Consider the following 18,119-nt stretch of genomic DNA (forward strand, 5'->3'; position numbering starts at 1 on the left):
GGTGGTGACACGCAGGAAGAAAGGTGAACCGCATGGCCCTCGGACTGCTCCGGCGCCGACGTTCCCGCAGCGCTCCCGGCGCCGCACCGGACCTCTCGCTGCCCCTGCCGGCCGGCGCCGGCGCGTACGGCTGCGAGGTCGTCGATCCCATGGGGCAGCCCCTGGGCGGCGCCGAGGTCACGGTGACCGCCCTGGACAGCCACCGGGTCGCCGCCCGCGGCACCACCGATCCGTACGGTCTGTTCATGGCGGCGCTCCCGCCCGGCTCCTACAGCGTGATGGTCGCGGCGGAGGGCCTCACCCCGGCCCGCAACAACGTCGACATAGCCGTCGGTGCCGCTCTCCCCCCGGCGCGCGTCGCGCTGCTGCCCGCGCGCCAGCTGGAACTGCCGCCGCCCGGCACCTGGTTGTTCGACCCGCCGCACACCGCGATCCGCTTCATCGCCAAGCACGTGGGCATGGCCCACGTCCACGGCCGCTTCACCCGCTTCACCGGCGGCATCCGCGTCGCGCCGGACATGGGCGACTCCCAGGTCTCGGTGCGCATCGACGCCGCCAGCATCACCACGGGCAACAGGACCCGTGACAACCACCTGCGTTCCGCCGACTTCCTCGACGTCGAGCGCTACCCGTACATCGACTTCACCAGCACCCGGTTCGCCTACCGGGGCGGCTCCCGGTGGACGCTGAACGGCACGCTCACCATGCACGGCACCAGCCGCTCCGTGGGCCTGGACACGACGTACCTCGGCACGGTGAACGGCGGTTACGAACAGGAGCTGCGCGGCGCGGCACTGGCGAAGGCGGAGCTGCACCGCGAGGACTTCACCCTCAACTGGCGCTCGATGCTGGCCCGCGGCATCGCGGTCGTCGGCCCGACCGTGCAACTGGAGCTGGACGTCCAGGCGATGTACCGCACCGCCGAGACGCCCACGCCCCCGGAGTAGGCGGGCGGCCCCCCACCATCCCGGGCAGTGGTCCCACCGGTGAGGGCGCTCGGCTCAAGAGGTGAGAGCCTCGCCTGCCGACAGTGCCCGTGCGACTCCCGTGCCGACGCCGGGCGGGGGCACGTCCGTTCGCCCGCGACCGCTGCCCGTCGCCGGCTGCGGCGGGAACGACGTTCTCACCGTGGCGGGGCCGGGGGCGACCGGCGCCTCGACGGCGCGGACGGGAGGGAGGCTCCGGAGCGGCCGCGGTTCACGCGTAGGGGTCGGGGATCACCTCGGCCGCCGACTCCAGGACCTTCTCCACCCGCAGGACCGCGCTGCGGACGGCTCCCGCCTCCGCGACCAGCACATCGGGGACATGGGACTCGTAGAAGCGGAGGTACCCGACGGTGCCCACGGTCGTCGTGCGCGCGCCGAGCCACAGCACCATCCTGCGCAGATCGTCGAACTCGTCGGGATGCGCCTCCTGCCGCACGGTCAGCGCCCACTGCGGTCCGTCGGAGCACAGTTCCCCGACCAACGCGCCCCCGATCCGCAGCGCCGGTCCCCGGTCCCCCCAGAGGGGGTACGCGTAACCGTCGTCCGGCCGGCCGCCCTCCTCCCCCAGGTGCCAGCGGAGCAGGGCGAGGTCCTGCGGCGGGAGCGAGCCCGGCAGGTCGAGCGTGAGCTGGAGTTCGTAGATGTCGGCCATGATCAGAAGGCTACGAGTCCTCGTGCCGGTGTCCTCCACTGCGGCCCGTGGAGGCCCCGAACGCGGTAGAGGCCCCGAACCGTCACGTCCGTTGGCCTACTGTGACCATATGACGGGGAAGTCCCTTCCCAAGCCGATCCGGCCGACGAGGCCGCCGCACCCGCCGAGCAGTGTGGTGGAGCGGCCCGGCCTCTCGGTGCACGGTCCCGAGGAGTTCAGGGTGCCGAGGACGCGCCCGCGGACTCCCGGCGCGGCCGCGATGAGGCGACGGCCGTTGGGGGCAAGGCGGATCATGTGCGGCCGGCGTGCAGCATCTCGCGGTCCCACAGATGGCGCGACTGGGTGTGCAGCTGCCAGTAGTGCTTGGCGATGTCGTCGGGGTCGAAGTCGGTACCGGGGGCGACCGGGCCGTCCACGGTGACGCTCGCCACGTGCACTCCGGAGGGAGGGGCGGGCCGCCGGGGCCGGTGCTCACGCGCCGGCCGTCCCCGTGCCCGCCGGTGCAGGCACCCACGCCGCACACGTACGCGTCCCCTGCCGGAACTTCCACGTCCGGCCGGCCGCCGGGGCGGACGGCACGCGGCCGCGCGTGAAGGTCTTCGACACCCCGGCAAACGCCTCAGCCGCGCCCTCAGCACCGGTGGGATCGCCGAACGCGCTGAGCCGGTCAAGGAACACCGAGCTCACTGACGTGGAACGTCGGGCTCGGAAAATCCGGCCCGGTAGTGGCGGATCCGGCTGCCCCCGCTTCCTGCGGCCACGGCGGGTCCTCTCGCCTCAGCGGGTGGGCGGCGTGGAGCGGGCGTAGCGGTCGGCGAGCCGACGGAGGTGGGTGACCAGTTCCGCGGGCTCGGTGACGTCGAAGTCGAAGTCGAGCATGCCCAGGTGGACGGCCAGGACCTGCACCGTGTCCGCGCCGGTGGTCAGGACGCAGCTGTCGGCGTCGATCGCCTCGACCGTGCCGACCGCGGGGTTGATCCGCTCGATCACCGCCGTCGCCGGGGCGTGGACGGTCACCCGTGCGTGGTAGCGCCAGGCCGTGCTCGACACCCTTCGGGAGACGTACGCCGCGATGTCGCCGCCGGGCGGTTCGCGCGGGGCGAAGCGCGGTCCGGTCGGAGTGCGAGGCTGGATCCGGTCGGCCCTGAAGATCCGCCAGTTCTCGCGCTCGACGTCCCACGCCACCAGGTACCAGCGACGTCCCCAGTTCACCGCACGATACGGCTCCACCACACGACGGGTGGCCGATCCCACGTGGTCCAGGTAGTCGAAGCGCAGCCGTTCCCGGTCGCGGCAGGCGGAGACCAGGGTGGTCAGCACGTCCGCGGAGACGGTCGGGACCGGACGGTCGGAGGGTACGGCCACGGTGTACGCCTGGAGTGTCCGCACCCGTCGGCGCAGCCGTGAGGGCAGCACCTGCTCCAGCTTGGCCAGCGCCCGCAGCGAGGTCTCCTCGGTGCCGGGGACGGCGCCCTGCGCAGCGGTGCGCAGCGCGACCGTCACTGCGACGACCTCCTCGTCGTCCAGCAGCAGCGGGGGCATCGCCGCCCCGGCGCCCAGCCGGTAGCCGCCGACGGCTCCGCGCGTGGCGTCCACGGGATAGCCGAGCTCGCGCAGCCGGTCGATGTCGTTGCGAACGGTACGGCCGCTCACCCCCAGGCGCTCGGCCAGTTCGGATCCCGGCCAGACCCGCGGAGTCTGCAACAGGGAGAGCAGACGCAGCAAACGGGCGGAAGTATCAAGCATGAGGCCCAGCTTGGAGTGTCATTAGGAACGTGGTGTGCCTATATGCAGAATACCGTCTTACCCATGGGGAACAGCAGCAACACCGACGCCCGGATCCACCCGTACCGCATCGACGTCGCGCAGGACGAGCTCGACGACCTGCGCGACCGGCTGGCGCGTACCCGCTGGGGCGGCGAGATCCCCGGCGCCGGCTGGAGCCGGGGTGTGCCCACGGACTACCTCAAGGCCCTGACCGCGTACTGGGCCGATGGTTTCGACTGGCGCAGGGCGGAGGCGGAGCTCAACGAGTTCCCCCAGTTCACCACTGAGATCGACGGACAGAACATCCACTTCCTGCACGTCCGTTCGCAGAACCCGGCGGCCGTCCCGCTGCTCCTGCTGCACGACTGGCCCTGTTCGTTCGTGCAGTTCGTCGAGGTCATCCGCCCGCTCACGCAGGACTTCCACGTCATCGTGACCTCCACGCCCGGCACCGGCTTCTCCGGTCCGCTCGGCGAGGCCGGCTGGAACACCGGCCGCATCGCGGGCGCGTTCGTCGAGCTGATGGACCGGCTCGGCTACAGCTCCTACGGCGTCCAGGGAACGGGCGGTGGCGCCTGGATCGCCGCCGAGATGGGGCGCCGGGCACCCGACCGGGTCGTCGGCATCCACGTCAACGGCCTGATCACCTTCCCCTCCGGGGATCCCGCCGAGGTCGAGGGGCTGACCGGGCCCGAGAAGGAACGGCTGGCGCGGCTGGAGGACTTCCAGCAGGACAAGATGGGCTTCAACGCCATCCAGTCCACCCGGCCGCAGACCCTCGCCTACGGCCTGCACGACTCGCCGGTCGGCCAACTCGCCTGGATCGTGGAGAAGTTCAAGGAATGGACCGACCCCGCCGCCGAGCTTCCCGAGGACGCCGTGGGCCGCGACCGCCTGCTGACCAACGTCAGCGTCTACTGGTTCAGCGGCACGGCCGGCTCCTCGGCGAACCTCTACTACGAGGCAGGCCACGACGCCGACGCCTGGGGCCCGAAGGCGCGCGGCACCGTCCCGACCGGTGTGGCCGTCGCCCTGCACACCGACATCGCCATCCGCCGCTTCGCCGAGCGGGACCACCACATCACCCACTGGACCGAGCTGGAGCGCGGCGGCAACTTCCTCGCACTGGAGCAGCCGGAGGCGTTCGTCACCGACGTCCGCGCCTTCTTCCGCACGCTCGGCGCCTGACACCCACGGCCGGCGCCCCGGGAGCGCCCGGGCAGTCCACGGCCTCGAATCGCCGGTGCGGGACCGCCCGGGCCGAACCGCTCCGGGTTCCCTCCGGCCGGCGGCGGTCTCGGGTCCCCCGGGCTTCACCGCACAGCGGTCACACCGGCCCGGCCGGGCGGTGACGCGGCCCCGGCGCCCGGGCACGCACCTCCCCACGGCGGTCGTCCCGTACGGGCGCGCACGTCGCCCCCGGTACGAGTGCGACCGCCGCCTCCCGCGAGGCAGAGGCCGCACTCGTGCCGTCCGTGTTCCGGACACACTCCGTTCCGGAGCGGACCCCGGCGCCGAGTCCGTCGTCCTCGGCGCCGGCCCGTCACGGTGTCGCCGGCACCGTCGTCCCGCAGTCGGGCACGCCGTCGAGCCACGCCGCTCCCTTGATGTAGATGTTGGTCACCCACGCCTTGTAGTCCGGCAGGTACGACCACACGTCGTTGGTGTAGCCGTCGGAGGTGACCTCCTCCGCGTGCTTCTGGCACTGGACGCGGATGGTGGTGGAGTACGGGAAGGCGTAGACGCGGGCGGCGGCGAGGGAAGGCTCGGCCTTGGTCCACACGTCGGTACCCCAGGTCTGGTGGATGTGACCGGTGACGGTCCCGGTGTTGACGCGGACGGCGCCGAAGTAGTCGCCGTTCAGGCGCACGTCACTGACCATGAGCCTGGTGCCGGACTCCTTGGCCTCGACCATCTTGCCCGCGCCCAGGTAGATGGCGATGTGGTGCAGGTCCTGCGAGGTGCCCCAGGCGAGCAGGTCGCCCGGGGCCAGCGGGGCCAGGCCCTGGGCGGCGGTGAAGCGGGCGGCGGCGCGGTGCGTGTAGTACTGCCGGCTGGCGACACCGTTGAGGATGTCGGAGCCCGCCGCCTCGGCGTACGCGTGGCGGACCAGGCCCGAGCAGTCGAAGCCGAAGCGCTCGGGGTCGTGTTCGCTGTCCGGGTCGGTCGGGTCGACCTGGCCGTACGTGGGACCCGGACGGGCGCCGTGCCCGCCGCCCCATGTGTACCAGGTGCCGGCCGCGACCTCGGCGCAGGCGGCGGCGATCGCGCGTTCGGCCGCCGCGGAGGCTCCGGGTGCGAGGACGCCGCACGCGTCGGCGGCCGTACGCTGCGCGGGCGCCTGGGTGTTCGCGGCGGCGGCGGACACCGGCGCCCAGAAGAGGAAGGCGAGTAACGCGATCAGTGTGCGGATGAGACCGGTCCGGCGGTGCATGCCAGGACCCCCGTTTCCTGTGGGTGGTGAAGGGAGTGGTCGCACAGCAGCCTGCTGACCGTGCCTCGTGCTTGTCGAGATCCAGGCGTCGCCTCCTGCCGATGGGCAACGGGAAACACCCGGGAAACCGCTCCCGATCAGTGAACAGGAGTGGGTCCTGGACCCGCTCCTGCTCACCGAGGAGCGTGGCGGTGGCCGGACGGGTTCTCGTCGTCGAGCGTGGAGAACGAAGCGGGAGCGACCGCGCAGCACCGGAGAAGGCGCGTCGGGCTGTGTGTGTTCGGCCGGTCGTCAGGCGGGTGCCGCACCGACCAGGCCGCCGTCGATGACGAGATCCTGACCGTTGACGTAGGACGCGTCGGCCGAGGCGAGGAAGGCCACAGCCGCGGCGACCTCTTCCGGGCGTCCGAAGCGGCCGGCGACGATCTGGTCGGTGACCGCCTTCGCCTCCGCTGTGGTCAACGCGTCGGCCGGGTACATCGGGGTGTCGATATAACCGGGGCTGACGGAGTTGACGCGGATACCGCGCGGGGCGAGTGCGGCGGCGAGGGTTCGGGCCAGGTTGTGCACGGCGGCTTTGGTCGCCGAGTAGAGGGTCAGGACGCTGTTGCCCCGGTGGAGGGTCCAGGAGGCGTTGACGACGATCGCCCCTCCGTCCGCCAGCAGCGGCAGTGCCTTTTGGACGGTGAAGAACACGCCCTTGAGGTTGACGTCGATGCCGTGGTCGAAGTCAGTCTCGGCGATACTCTCGAACGGCAGGAAGGTGCCGGTGCCCGCGTTCGCGAAGAGGCCGTCCAGCCGGCCGTGCCGCTCCCGGACGGCCTCCATCAACGCGTCCACCGCGCCGAGGTCGGCGGCGTCGGCCACGATTCCCGAGGCGCTCGGCCCGAGCGCCTCGACGGCGAAGTCCACCCGTGCGCGGGTGCGGCCGGTGACGATGACTCGGGCACCTTCGGCGATGAGGCGGTGAGCGGTCGCCAGGCCCATGCCGCTGGTGCCGCCGGTGATGAGGACGGTCTTGTCGGTGAAACGGTTCATACCGGTGCTCCCGCCAGGGTGTGCGTGAGGTGGTCGCTGAGGTGGGGCAACCAGTCGGACCGCGCGTTACCGAGGAGGTGGTCGCCGTGTGGGACGGACAGGTAGCTGCCGCGCGGTGCCAGGCGGGCCAGGGGCTCGCCGTTCGTCACGCCGGGGATGGCGTCCTGGCCGCCGTCCACGACCAGCAGCGGGGCCGCGATGCGGGGCGCCAGGGCGGTGAGATCCACGTGCCGTACGAACGCGTGGGCGGCGTCGGCTCCTCCGGTGCGCTGGGCCATGATGTCCCGTACCGGCTGGGGGAGTTCCTCCCAGTCGAGGCGGAAGGGGCCGCTGACGGTGGCCACGGCCGCAACGCGCGGCTCCAGCGCCGCGGCCCGGGCTGCGAAATAGCCGCCCAGGCTCAGTCCGACGAGCCCGATGCGGGCGACGCCTAGGGTGTCGATGACCCGGCCTACGACCCGCTCGTAGTCCGGCACGAAGGTCGTGGTGGCCGCGAGCACGCCCTGTCCGGAGCCGTCCATCGTGAACACCGCGAGCCCCCTGGCCAGCAGCGCGGACGCCAGGTCGAGGAATTCCTCCTTGGCCGAGTCCAGGCCGGGGACCACGACCACGGTCCCCGGCGCGTCGGCGGGGCCACGCAGCCAGCCGGTGAACCCCTCGCCGCTCACCCGCCGCGCACCGGGCTCCAGCACGGTGAGCGCCCGGCTCAACGCGTGATCCGCTTCAGCGGCGGCCCGAGGTGTTTCCGCGTACGGGGCCAGGGTGGCCAGGTGGAACCACCGGGCCGCCATCAGCAGGTGTTCACCCGCTGAGAGGGGTGATCCCGCGTGCTCCGCGCGCCGGAGGTAGCTGTGTCCGGTGCGCAGGAAGGACGGGCCCCAGTCGGTGACGGAGGTGAGGCCGGCGGTGACGCGCCGGTACTCGTGCGGGTCCACGCCCGCACCGGTGGCGCGTGTCCACTGGGCGGCGGCGAACTCGGTAACGTTCATCGTGCTCCTCCGGTCAGCAGGACGGCCTTGCCGCGTATCCGGCGCTCCCGTAGGTCGACCAGAGTGTCGGCGGTCCGTGCCCAGTCGGTGATGCGGCCGATTTCCGGGTGCAGTCGGTCCTGTTCCACGAGGCGCACCAGTGCCGAGAGGTCGGAGTCGTACGGCCCACCGGCGTAGTGGAAGTGCTGGATGGTGACCCGCTCGGGCCCGCCGAGAAGCTGGAAGAAGTCAAGGGTCACCGGGGTGCGGCTTGCCTGGCCGAACCAGACGAGCGTGCCGCCCGGGCGCACCTTCGACAGGGCGAGGGGCAGATCCGGCCCGCCCGTGGACTCCAGCACGACATCGAACGGTCCCTGGGCCGCCGCGACCTCGTGGACCACCTTCGCGCCCAGCTCCGCGAGGCGCTCGCCGCGCTCCGGCGTGCTCGTCACCGTGGTCAGTTCGGCTCCCGCGCCGACGGCCAGCTCGGTGACGTAGTGGCCGACGCCGCCCGAGGCGCCGGTCAGCAGTACCCGCCGGCCGGCCAGGGAGCCGACCGTACGCAGCAGCCGCAGGGCGGTGATCCCGGCCAGCGGCAGGGCCGCCGCCCGTACGCTGTCGATGCTGTCGGGGAGCACCGCGAGCGAGTGCGTGGGCACGGCGGCGTACTCGGCCCAGCCGCCCTGCGCCGGGTGCCCGACCACGCGGGTGCCGATGCCGGGGCCGGAGCCGTCGGCTGCCGCCTGTACGACGAGCCCTGCGACGTCCTTGCCGGGCAGCAGCCCCGGCCGGGGGTGTTCGAGAAGGAACGTCTCGCCCCGGTTCGGGGCGAAGGCCTCGACCTTGATCAGTACCTCACCGGGCTCCGGCTCGGCCTGTGGGACCTCGGCGAAGGCGACCGGGCACGCCGCTTCTCCCGTGGGAATCAGTCTCTGCATGGGGAGGATGCAACCTCCGCGGCCGCCCCACGATCCAACAACGAACAAGCACGGCCGACAACCTCTGGTTGTCACCTATGGTGAGAGCCATGGATCTCGATGTGGCGCAAGTACGTGCCTTCGTGCGCACCGCCGAGGAACTGCACTTCGGACGGGCGGCCGTACAGCTCGCCATCTCCCAGCAGGCGCTGTCGAAGAGGATCGCGCGGCTGGAATTCCTGCTCGGCACCGCACTGTTCCAGCGCGGCGGCAACGGCGTGCGCCTCACGGAGGCCGGACGGCGTTTCCTCCTGCCGGCCCGGCAGGCCGTGGCCGCCGCCGACGCCGCCGTCGCGGCAGTGGTCGTCACGGACGATCCGTTGCGCGTGGATGTCTGGGGTCACCTCTACGCGCCGATGCGGACACTGGCCCAAGTCGCCGGACGGGCCGGCGAGCTGACGTTGGGGCACGGGCGTGATCTGCCGTCGGTGACGACGGCACTGCTGCGCGGCGACATCGACGCGGCCTTCGGCCGGGTCCACCCCCCGCTGCCCGCCGGCCTTGCCCACCGCCTCGTCCGCCTCGAGCCGGTGGATGCCGTACTGAGCGAGGACCATCCGCTCGCGGCCGAACCGGCGCTGCGACCGGACCAGCTGCGCGGCAGCGTGCTGTGGGCGCCCGGCCCGCTGAACCGGCTCGACTTCCTCCACCGGTTCGCCGACCGGTTCGGCATCCGGAACACGGCGACGAGCGTCAACCTGGGGCTTGCCCACTTCCTCGCCGAGATGACGGAAGATCCGCGACGCTTCTCGCTGGTACCTGCGGATGCGTCACTGCCGGAGGTTCCCGGACTGTGCTGCGTCCCCCTGGTCGATCCCACGCCGCTGTACGCCTGGTCACTGCTGTGGCGCACCGGCAACGGGCACCCTGGCCTGAACAGCCTCACCGCCGCCTGCGCGGGAGAAGCCGGGCGCAGGCGATGGCTGGAGTACGACCCGGCTCGCGACTGGCTGCCCGAACCACCCACAAGCGATCCTGGCCCCGGATCAGAATGACCTCATCGCAGACAGCGCCAGCCCGTTTCACAGGTGGTCGGCCTTGGAGGTCAGGTGAGCGCGGAGTCGGCCGGTGGGCGTGCCGGAGACCAGCTGCCGGAACCGCTTACGCCTCCCGTGCTTCTCGCGGGTCTTCTTCCCTGTGAAGTCCAGGTCCTCGACAGCGATCGCCTTCACGTCGCAGGCCTTCGCCCAGTGCAACAGCCGTGAAGACCCGCCCACCCCACCCGACGAACACCACCCTCAAAGGTCACCCACTCGACAGGCGAACTCCCATCTCCTGCCGGGCAGGACAGCACGCCCCCGACCGCAGCCCACCGCTCACTCACACACGCCGGAACTCACTCGTACACAGTCAGATTCCAGCAGTTCCCGACCCCCTTCGAGCAAGTGGGCCGCCCTCACCCCCGCCCGTCGCAGGCCGCCTTGTCGTCGGTGAGGCGGACACCGGGCAGGAGCTTCGCGCGCGCGTCCGCACCGATGCTCGCGCTCAGCCGGCAGATCCGTGCCAGCCGGGCCCCGGGATCGAGGTCCCACAGCCGTACGGTGCCGTCGGTGCTCGTGCTGGCCACCGTGCGCCCGTCGGGGGCGAAGGTCACGCTCCACACCGCGTCGGTGTGGCCCGTCAGCGTCGCCCACGGGCGTCGTCCTGCGACGTCCCACAGGCGCACCGTACGGTCGTTGCCGCTGCTGGCGAGCGTGCGGCCGTCGGGCGCGAAGGCGATGCCCCGGGTGGAGCCGATGTGACCGGTCAGGACGGCCTCCGAGCGGTGTTCGCGGACGTTCCACAGCCGTACGGTGCCGTCGTTGCCGCTGCTGGCCAGGGTCCGCCCGTCAGGGGCGAAGGTCACGCTGCGCACCGCTCCGGTGTGGCCTTTCAGCGTGCCGAGCGGGCGGTGCGAGGAGACGTCCCAGAGCCGTACGGTCAGGTCGTCGGCGGCACTCGCCAGAACCCGGCCGTCGGGGCTGAAGGCGACGCCGTTGACGAAGTCCCGGTGGCCGGGCAGTGTCGCCAGCGGCGCGCGCTTCGTCACGTCCCACAGGCGCACCGTACGGTCGGCGCCGGCCGAGGCGAGACTCCGGCCGTCGGGGGCGAAGGCGAGGGAGAAGACCTGCCCGAGGTGGCCGGTCAGGGTCGCCAGCGGTCCCCGTGCGGCCACGTCCCACAGCCGGATCGTGCCGTCGGAGCCCGCCGACGCCAGGGTGCGCCCGTCGGGTGCGAAGGACACCGAGAGGACCGCCTCGGTGTGTCCCCTGAGTGTCGCCAGGAGCCGGCGCCCGCCCACCTCCCACAGACGTACCGTGTGGTCGGCGTCGGCGGTGGCCAGCAGTCGCCCGTCGGGGCTGTACCGGGCCTGCCAGACCTGTGTGAACGGACGGGCCGTCAGCACCGGGCCGGCGAGGTTCCACAGGACCACGGACCGGTCGAAACCGGCCGTGGCGAGCAGGGCGCCGTCGGAGGTCACGGCCGCCCCCATCACGTAGTCGGTGTGACCGGCGAGGACGGCGGTCTGCCGACCGCTGCGGACGTCCCACAGTCTGGTCGTCCCGTCGCCGACCGCGCCGACGACCGTGGTGCCGTCGTGCGTGTACGCGACGGCGTTGATGTCGTCGCTGCTCCCGGACAACGTCGCGCCGGGCCGGCCGCCGCGCACGTCCCACAGCCGTACGGTCCGGTCGACGCCTCCGGAGGCCACCTTCCTGCCGTCCGGGGAGAACGCCGCGCCCAGCACTTCGTCGGTGTGCCCCTTGAGCACGGCGAGGGGCCGGGCCCGGTCGGTGTCCCAGAGGCGCACGGTCCGGTCCGCTCCGGCGGAGACCAGGGTCCGGCCGTCGCCGGCGTGGTCCAGGGCGTTGACCGTCCCCTTGTGCCCGCTGAGGGAGGCGGTGACGCGGGGGGTGCGCGCGGTGTCCCACAGCTGGATCGGCCCCTGCGCGGTCGCGACGGCGAGCCGGTGCCCGCGGGGGTCGAAGGACAGCGCCCGGGCGCCCTTCGTGCTGTCGGTGAGCACGGCCTTCCTCCGGCGCTCGGCGATGTCCCAGAGGCTCACGGGCCCGCGCGCCGACGTCGCCGCGAGGGTGCGGCCGTCCGGGCTGAAGGCGATCGAGCGGACGGGCCCGGACACGGCGAACGTGGCGGTCGTGCGGTGGTCCGACACCCGGCGCAGGGTCACCGTCCCGTCGGAACTGGCCGTCGCCAGGGACCGGTTGTCCGGCGCGAAGACCACCGCGTTGACCGGCCCCCGGTGACCGCCCAGCCGGCCGGAGAAGGGCTGCGACTGCGTGCTCAGCAGCGCGCCGCGCGCCTCGGCGGTGGCGTGGGCCCGGTAGGCCTCCCCGGCCAGCAGCATCGACGCCTCCGGCCGGCCTCCGGCGAGCGACGCGGACCGCACGGCGAGCGCCTGGGAACGCGCGACGCGTTCCTGGTCGAAGGCGCTCTCGCGCTGCTGGTAGGCGAGGCCTCCGGCGGTCAGGGCGAGCCCCAGCAGGACGACGAGCGTGGCCAGCATCGACTGCCGGAGCCGGACCTGGCGTCTGGCCTGCCTCTCATGGCCTTCCTGCTCGGCCAGGCTCGCCCGGAGGAACGCCTCCTCGACGGGGCCGAGCCTGCTCCAGCCGTCCAGTTCGTCGGCCCAGGAGCGCACGGTGCTCAGCCGGGTGCCGCGGTACAGCGCGGACGGATCGCGGCCTTCGCGCTCCCATTCGGCGGCGGCATGCGCGAGTTGCTGGTGCAGGAGCAGCCCGGCGCGGTCGGCGTGGATCCAGTCCCGCAGCCGTGGCCAGGCGTGCAGCAGGGCCTCGTGGGTGATCTCGACCGTGTCGCTGTCCATGGTGATCAGCCGGGCCCGTACGAAGGCGTCGAGCGCGGCGGCCGCGCCGTCCGCGTCGGCGAACTGCTCCATCAGGGCGGCCCCGCTCGTCCGGCGACGGGTCGCCCCGCCGCCGTCCGCGACGTACACCAGACGGGACAGGACGCGGCGGATCGTCTTCTGCTCGGCCGGGTACAGCCGGGCGAAGACGTTCTCGGCGGTCCGCGCGATCGCACCCCGGATGCCGCCGGCCCGCTCGTACCCGGCGACGGTCAGGGCGGCCCCCTCGCGCCTCTGCCAGGTGGCCAGCAGGGCGTGGGAGACGAGGGGGAGCACGCCGGAGGGTGCCACGTCGGCTCCGGAACCGGTGTCCGTCCCGCCGCCCCGCGGTGGGCCGCCCTGCTCGTCGCGCAGCCCCGCGTCGCGCAGGAGCAGGGGCACCAGGCCCGGTTGGAGAGTCAGTCCGGCGAGTTCCGCCGGGCGGGTGATGGACTCGCGCAGCTCCCCCACGGACATGGGCGGCAGCACGAACAGCCCGTCCGTGAGGACCGGGGCCAGTTCGGGAAGGTCCAGACAGTCGCCGGTGAAGTCGGCCCGGACGCCCAGCACCACGACGGCGGGGCCGTGTGCCCCCTCCTCCGGACGGGAGGCCGCCAGCGCGCAGAGCACCCGGACGAAGGAGCGCCGCTCGTCCTCGTCCGCGCAGAGGGTGAAGAGCTCCTCGAACTGGTCGACGATCAGCACCGGCCGGCAGGGCGGGGGCCGGCGTTCCCCTGGCGGCGTCGGCGGATCACCCACCATCGTGCGTACGGCGTCCAGCACCGCGTCGGGGTTCCCGCGCACCTCCCCGACGGTGACGGCGAGGTCCCCGCCCACCGCTTTCGCGGTGCGTTCCAGGAGTTCGTCCAGGGGCCGTGGGGTGGGGGTGAACGTCACCACCGGCCACCGGTCGGCGCCCGGCATGGGGAGGTCGCCGCGCCGCAGGGCGGGCACCAGTCCGGCGTTGAGCAGGGACGACTTGCCCGCGCCCGAGGGGGCGACGAGCATCAGCGGGCCGCTTCCCACCCGTTCGAAGACCCGTTCCACCAGTGCGGCCGTCGCGCGCTCCCGGCCGAAGAACCAGTCCGCGTCCTGCGGGGTGAACGCCGACAGGCCGCGGTACGGACACGCCCCGTCGGACTGCCGCCCGGAAGCGGCGGCCTCGGCGCCGCTTCCGCGGTCGGCGGGCGCTCCCTCCTGTACGAGCCTGAGCAACTCCCCCTCAGCGCCCAGTACTCGGTCACAGACACGGGCGACGTCGGCGGTCACCCGTTTCGTGCCGGTCTCGATCTTGCTGAGGTAGCCCTTGCTGTAATGCGTCTGCCGTGCCAGGTCGGTCAGCGACAGGCCACGCGCCTGTCTGAGGCGTCTCAGTTGCGCGGGGAAGGAGTGCGTGGTCAGCGCGTTCCGATCCCGCCCGTTCCCGTGGTCTGCTTCATGCCCGTGCTGCGGATCTCCCACGGAGTCCCCCAAGCGGTGCGGCCGTGAGACGGTGGACGTCCAGGTTACTGCCGGGGTGCTGAGGGCAGCCAAACCTTTCACCCGGTGTGGCGAAAACACGAACGTCCGGAACCATGGGGCGGTTCCGGACGTTCGTTTCCCGTCACACGGGCAGGTCGTGTCGGGTCGGGTCGGGTCAGGTCAGGAAGGCCCCGCAGGCGCTGCGGGCCACCCACCGGTGCGAGGAGATGGTGTCGTTCGCGTTGACCCCGTTGGTGAACCGGTTGTCGGTCAGGTTGTCGGCGTAGAGCTCGCCCGGCGCGAGGCAGGCGTGGCCGCCGCCGAAGCCGGAGTTCTCGTAGAACGCGACGTGGTCGAGGCCGCCGGTGAAGCCGCGGTTCATGACGGACGTCGCCCTGTCCTGCGAGCCGACCCACCAGTCGCTGTTGCCCGCGGTGCTGATCAGCTGGGCACCCGAGCAGTCCAGGTTCTCCCAGGCGTACATGTTGCCGTTGCGCGGCCCCCACTTGCTGTCGCAGCCCGGTCCGGCGACGGTGTTCCCGGCCGCCTGCGAGGTGGTGGCGGGTACGACGACGCCCAGGGCGGTGAGCCCCAGGAGGGCGGCCGTGACGGTGAACTTGCGCATGCTGTTTCCCCTCGTTTTCTCTGATGATGTGATGCGTCGGCGGTGATGCGCCGACACCGGGGGCGGTGTCCGCCCCGGAGCGGGGAGTGGTCAGTCCCGCTCCGGGACGATGCGCACCGCCCGGTCGTAGGCCCGTCGGCCGAGGTGCCGGTAGGTGTCGATGTCCTTGCCGAACCGGTCGCGCAGGCGGTCCAGGTAGTACGTCTCCCGCGCCGTGGCCACGGCGCGCAGGGAGGTCTCGCGGGCACAGGTCGCGTCGGCGACGGCGGTCCTCCGCTCGGCGGCGAACGCCTCGTCGGCGCGGGCCGCGCCCAGCCGGCCGGTGTCGACCCGGACGGCTTCGCGGGCCGCCTGGGGGTCCTCGTAGGGCAGGCCCGCCTTCTTCATGCACCGGGACCAGGCCCGTACCGCCGCGGTCAGGCGGCGGTCCTCCATCAGCTCCTTGCCGTAGAGGGCGTTGAGGCCGGTGGCGATCTTCCCGGTGCGGTACCACTCGGCCGGGTCGCCGTAGAGTGCGCGCTCGGCCTCCTCCGTGCAGCCGCCGACGCGTTTGCGCGTCTCCCCGCCGCCCGGCAGCGATGCCGTGAGCATGCGGGCGCCGTCACCGCCGTCGAGCGCGGTGTCGAAGGCGACGCGCCGGGACGGGGAGAGGTCCTGGCGGTAGGTTCCGTTGGGGTTGCGTTCGTGGACGCGCAGACTCTTCGCCTCGATCCGGCCGCCGTACCCGTACGTACGGGCCCAGGCCACGTCGTCCTGCACGTAGCGCACCGGGCGGCTCTCTTCGAGCGTCAGGCCACGGTCCTCCCGGTAGGTGAAGCCCCGGCGCTCCATGCACTGCTTGGTCAGGCGTTGTTGCGCGTCGGCGACACGCAGTTCCTGCTGCCAGGTCAGTGCCCGGGGACGCGGGTCCTGTGGTGCCCGGCCGTCACCGTCGTCGGTGCCGCCGGCGCAACCGGTCGTGACGGCCGCCACGACCGCGCACAAGGACACGAGCACCCGTCTCATCAACTCCGCCCTCCTGGAAGCCGCCTGCTGACGGATCCAGAGTTGCCCGGCTGCCGGCAGGGGTCGACGGGTTTCCTGTTGCCCGCCGGGCCGGTCGACGGGAAACACGGCGTGAACAGGGGGAACGCAGGGAGGGAGGCAACATGGCACCCCGACCCGGGGCTTCTGCGGGTGGCCGACGAGACCCGCTTCGCCTGGGACGGCCCGCACCTGGTGGAGCAGGCCACCACGGGTGCGGGTTCGTCCGAGGCGTCCACACCGACCTGGGAACGGGAGGGCGTCCGGCCCCTGACCCAGACGGAGCGCACCACTCCCGCCGACACGCCCCAGCACGTCGTCGACGAACGGTTCTACGCCATCGTCACCGACCTCGTCGGCACCCCGACCGAGCTCGTCTCCGAAGGTGGTGAGGTCGTCTGGCGCGCGGACGCCACGCTCTGGGGCCTCATGACGGGTGCCTGGCGACCGCCCGGCGGATTCGCTCACAGCGTCTCGCGGACTCGGGGTCCTGCATCGGGACGGAGGAACAACCGCTGCCTGGGGACTCATGCACTGCACGTCGAGGCGCACCTGCGGATGCAGCCGACGGGGCGGGTGCTGACGGGTTGGCTCAACTTGCGGAGATCGAGGGCCTCGGCACGGCCTGAAACAGGATCGTCCGCGGCCTCGGCGGGGCCGAGAGCGCAGTTCGGCCGTTGTCCGGACCGTCTCGGCCGACTGCTCGGCGGCGGGCCCTCACGCGCCGGTTCAAGCCCTCGGAAAACCTGCCTTGACCTGGCGTTATGTGGCGATGCGCGTACGGTGGAGAAGGCTCGTCCGACACCATAGGAGGGGGACCCCGTGAGTGAGGGACCCAGCAGATACGACGCCAGTCACATCACAGTTCTGGAGGGGCACGAAGCCATTCGGAAGCGACCCGGCATGTATGTCGGCTCAACCGGCCTACGGGGCCTGCACCAGCTGCTGTTCGAGATCGCCAGCCGGTCGGTGAACGAGGTGCTGGCCGGCGGTGGCGGTTGCGTCGACGTCACCCTCATGTCCGACGGCGGCGTGCGTGTCACCGACGACGGGCCGGGCATCCCCGTCGAAGCGTCCGGGGACATCGGCGGCACCGGCCTGGAATCCCTGCTGACCCGCCCGTACGCCGAGCTCGGGCCGGGCAACCGCCCCGCCGTGACCTGGAGCTTCTACGGCATGGGGCCCTGTGTCACCAATGCTCTGTCAAGCCGACTCACGGTCGAGGTACGGCACGAACAGGTGCGCTGGGTCCAGGAGTACGTACGCGGCGCCGCTGTCGCTCCGCCCGCTGCCGCAGGACCGGCGACCGGCAGTGGAACATCCATCGCCTTCTGGCCGGACACCGACATCTTCGACACGAGGGAGTGCTCGTTCGCCGTACTGGCCACACGCTTCAAAGAGGTCGCCCTGTTGAACCGGGGCCTGAGTATCTCCCTGACCGACGAACGCCCCATCGGGGGAATCCGGTCGGTACGGTTCCAGTTCCCCGGCGGGCCGGGGGACTTCGTCGCCCTCCTCGACGCGGAAGCCGGAGCGCACATCCCTCCCGACATCATCGCTTTCGAACAGGAGGACGCGCGGATGGCGGGGACAGTGGAGGTCGCCTTGAGCCGGCGCGGCTCGGGCGAGGCGCGGGTCCGGACCTTCGCCAACAGCGTGCCCACCCCGGAGGGCGGCACGCACGCAGACGGGTTCCGCACCGGGGTGACGGCAGCGGTCAACACGTACGCACGTCAGCGAGGGCTGCTGACGACGGCGGATGCCGACCTCACCACCGATCTCATCGTCAGGGGCCTGACAGCGGTCGTCTCCGTGAAACTGGACCGCCCCGAATACGAGGGTGCCACCCGCGGCCGGTTGGGCGGCGGAACCGTGTACGACAGCGTCGAGCAGGCCGTACGGGAGCACGTCGGCACATGGCTGACCCACCACCCGGACCAGGCCGCCGACCTCATCGGTCGCCGACCGTAGGCTGTCGCCGGAGAAAAGGGGAGACGATGACTGACGGCCGCAAGGGAACCCGTTCCGGTGTGGACGCCGGCGACCGGTGAGGTCCGGGTGCCCGCGTTGACCGGGGACGGGCCGATGACGGCTGAACACCTGGCCGAACTGTGCAGTGTGCCGGCCGGTCTGCTGTCCGCCATGGTCGTTCGCCGCACCCCCGTGGTTCGTCAGAGCGGAACATGAAACAGGGGACCGTCACGCCGTACCGAACGTACGGACGCCCGACCCCGTGGCCAGGAACGTTATCCGTGAGCCCGCGACGCGTACGCCGCCGGGCCCCAACCGGAACAGCACCGTGAAGCAACCAGGACAACGCGACACGGGAGCCGGGCATGGTCCG

15 protein-coding genes and 1 pseudogene are annotated in these 18,119 nt (G+C 72.2%); 5 read left to right on the forward strand and 11 right to left on the reverse strand.

The window, feature by feature from the left end:
- Positions 1–32 precede the first annotated feature (32 nt).
- Positions 33–947, forward strand: a complete 915-nt coding sequence (locus tag ACH4VX_RS06665) for a YceI family protein (RefSeq protein ID WP_398366231.1) — start codon at positions 33–35, stop codon at positions 945–947.
- Between the two features lie 250 nt (positions 948–1,197).
- Here the strand turns inward: ACH4VX_RS06665 and ACH4VX_RS06670 are convergent, their stop codons facing one another.
- The 3 genes from ACH4VX_RS06670 to ACH4VX_RS06680 form a co-directional block, all read right to left on the reverse strand.
- On the reverse strand, positions 1,198–1,638 hold the full coding sequence (locus ACH4VX_RS06670; RefSeq protein WP_398366232.1) for a hypothetical protein: 441 nt from the start codon (positions 1,636–1,638) through the stop codon (positions 1,198–1,200).
- Between the two features lie 290 nt (positions 1,639–1,928).
- The gene (locus ACH4VX_RS06675; RefSeq protein WP_398366233.1) at positions 1,929–2,069 is read right to left on the reverse strand and encodes a hypothetical protein; all 141 of its coding nucleotides are present in this window, start codon (positions 2,067–2,069) and stop codon (positions 1,929–1,931) included.
- A 346-nt stretch (positions 2,070–2,415) separates the two neighbouring features.
- Complete coding sequence (locus ACH4VX_RS06680) at positions 2,416–3,384, reverse strand: helix-turn-helix transcriptional regulator (RefSeq protein WP_398366234.1); 969 nt, start codon at positions 3,382–3,384, stop codon at positions 2,416–2,418.
- Positions 3,385–3,447: 63 nt separating this feature from the next.
- Between ACH4VX_RS06680 and ACH4VX_RS06685 the strand changes: the two genes are divergently transcribed.
- Complete coding sequence (locus ACH4VX_RS06685; RefSeq protein ID WP_398366235.1) at positions 3,448–4,593, forward strand: epoxide hydrolase family protein; 1,146 nt, start codon at positions 3,448–3,450, stop codon at positions 4,591–4,593.
- 355 nt (positions 4,594–4,948) lie between these two features.
- On the opposite strand, the gene ACH4VX_RS06690 is transcribed toward ACH4VX_RS06685, so the two are convergent.
- From ACH4VX_RS06690 to ACH4VX_RS06705, 4 genes are all read right to left on the reverse strand, one after another.
- The gene (locus tag ACH4VX_RS06690; RefSeq protein WP_398366236.1) at positions 4,949–5,839 is read right to left on the reverse strand and encodes a C40 family peptidase; all 891 of its coding nucleotides are present in this window, start codon (positions 5,837–5,839) and stop codon (positions 4,949–4,951) included.
- A gap of 291 nt (positions 5,840–6,130) precedes the next feature.
- Complete coding sequence (locus tag ACH4VX_RS06695; protein ID WP_398366237.1) at positions 6,131–6,877, reverse strand: SDR family oxidoreductase; 747 nt, start codon at positions 6,875–6,877, stop codon at positions 6,131–6,133.
- Positions 6,874–7,866 (reverse strand): alpha/beta hydrolase family protein, encoded by a 993-nt coding sequence (locus ACH4VX_RS06700; protein ID WP_398366238.1) that lies wholly within the window; start codon positions 7,864–7,866, stop codon positions 6,874–6,876. The genes ACH4VX_RS06695 and ACH4VX_RS06700 overlap by 4 nt, the downstream gene beginning before the upstream one ends.
- Entirely contained in the window at positions 7,863–8,783 is a 921-nt protein-coding gene (locus ACH4VX_RS06705; RefSeq protein ID WP_398366239.1) for a zinc-binding dehydrogenase, read from the reverse strand. Before ACH4VX_RS06705 ends, ACH4VX_RS06700 begins: the two co-directional genes overlap by 4 nt.
- Before the next feature lie 89 nt (positions 8,784–8,872).
- Here ACH4VX_RS06705 and ACH4VX_RS06710 point away from each other — a divergent pair, with 89 nt between their 5' ends.
- A complete protein-coding gene (locus tag ACH4VX_RS06710) occupies positions 8,873–9,817 on the forward strand; it encodes a LysR family transcriptional regulator (RefSeq protein WP_398366240.1) in 945 nt (314 codons plus the stop codon).
- Between the two features lie 36 nt (positions 9,818–9,853).
- Here the strand turns inward: ACH4VX_RS06710 and ACH4VX_RS06715 are convergent.
- The 4 genes and pseudogenes from ACH4VX_RS06715 to ACH4VX_RS06730 form a co-directional block, all read right to left on the reverse strand.
- A pseudogene (locus ACH4VX_RS06715) lies at positions 9,854–10,027 on the reverse strand (IS200/IS605 family accessory protein TnpB-related protein); the annotation flags it as partial.
- A gap of 191 nt (positions 10,028–10,218) precedes the next feature.
- Positions 10,219–14,127, reverse strand: a complete 3,909-nt coding sequence (locus tag ACH4VX_RS06720; RefSeq protein ID WP_398366241.1) for a helix-turn-helix domain-containing protein — start codon at positions 14,125–14,127, stop codon at positions 10,219–10,221.
- Positions 14,128–14,302: 175 nt separating this feature from the next.
- Positions 14,303–14,752, reverse strand: a complete 450-nt coding sequence (locus tag ACH4VX_RS06725) for a peptidase inhibitor family I36 protein (RefSeq protein ID WP_385044483.1) — start codon at positions 14,750–14,752, stop codon at positions 14,303–14,305.
- A 90-nt stretch (positions 14,753–14,842) separates the two neighbouring features.
- Entirely contained in the window at positions 14,843–15,757 is a 915-nt protein-coding gene (locus ACH4VX_RS06730; protein ID WP_398366242.1) for a hypothetical protein, read from the reverse strand.
- A gap of 213 nt (positions 15,758–15,970) precedes the next feature.
- Here ACH4VX_RS06730 and ACH4VX_RS06735 point away from each other — a divergent pair, with 213 nt between their 5' ends.
- Both ACH4VX_RS06735 and ACH4VX_RS06740 read left to right on the forward strand, forming a co-directional pair.
- The gene (locus ACH4VX_RS06735) at positions 15,971–16,585 is read left to right on the forward strand and encodes an RHS domain-containing protein (protein ID WP_398366316.1); all 615 of its coding nucleotides are present in this window, start codon (positions 15,971–15,973) and stop codon (positions 16,583–16,585) included.
- A gap of 93 nt (positions 16,586–16,678) precedes the next feature.
- Positions 16,679–17,746 carry a DNA gyrase subunit B gene (locus ACH4VX_RS06740; protein ID WP_398366243.1) on the forward strand — a complete coding sequence of 356 codons (1,068 nt, stop codon included), beginning with the start codon at positions 16,679–16,681 and terminating at the stop codon, positions 17,744–17,746.
- Positions 17,747–18,119 lie beyond the last annotated feature (373 nt).

The sequence above is a fragment of the Streptomyces sp. NPDC020731 genome (assembly GCF_044334705.1).
Classification (GTDB): Bacteria; Actinomycetota; Actinomycetes; order Streptomycetales; family Streptomycetaceae; genus Streptomyces.

Coding starts and splice junctions, on each gene's coding strand:
- ACH4VX_RS06665 (WP_398366231.1), top strand. CDS start 33: ATGGCCCTCGGACTGCTCCGGCGCCGACGTTCCCGCAGCGCTCCCGGC.
- ACH4VX_RS06670 (WP_398366232.1), bottom strand. CDS start 1,638: ATGGCCGACATCTACGAACTCCAGCTCACGCTCGACCTGCCGGGCTCG.
- ACH4VX_RS06680 (WP_398366234.1), bottom strand. CDS start 3,384: ATGCTTGATACTTCCGCCCGTTTGCTGCGTCTGCTCTCCCTGTTGCAG.
- ACH4VX_RS06695 (WP_398366237.1), bottom strand. CDS start 6,877: ATGAACCGTTTCACCGACAAGACCGTCCTCATCACCGGCGGCACCAGC.
- ACH4VX_RS06700 (WP_398366238.1), bottom strand. CDS start 7,866: ATGAACGTTACCGAGTTCGCCGCCGCCCAGTGGACACGCGCCACCGGT.
- ACH4VX_RS06740 (WP_398366243.1), top strand. CDS start 16,679: ATGTATGTCGGCTCAACCGGCCTACGGGGCCTGCACCAGCTGCTGTTC.
- ACH4VX_RS06685 (WP_398366235.1), top strand. CDS start 3,448: ATGGGGAACAGCAGCAACACCGACGCCCGGATCCACCCGTACCGCATC.
- ACH4VX_RS06725 (WP_385044483.1), bottom strand. CDS start 14,752: ATGCGCAAGTTCACCGTCACGGCCGCCCTCCTGGGGCTCACCGCCCTG.
- ACH4VX_RS06730 (WP_398366242.1), bottom strand. CDS start 15,757: ATGAGACGGGTGCTCGTGTCCTTGTGCGCGGTCGTGGCGGCCGTCACG.
- ACH4VX_RS06690 (WP_398366236.1), bottom strand. CDS start 5,839: ATGCACCGCCGGACCGGTCTCATCCGCACACTGATCGCGTTACTCGCC.
- ACH4VX_RS06710 (WP_398366240.1), top strand. CDS start 8,873: ATGGATCTCGATGTGGCGCAAGTACGTGCCTTCGTGCGCACCGCCGAG.
- ACH4VX_RS06705 (WP_398366239.1), bottom strand. CDS start 8,783: ATGCAGAGACTGATTCCCACGGGAGAAGCGGCGTGCCCGGTCGCCTTC.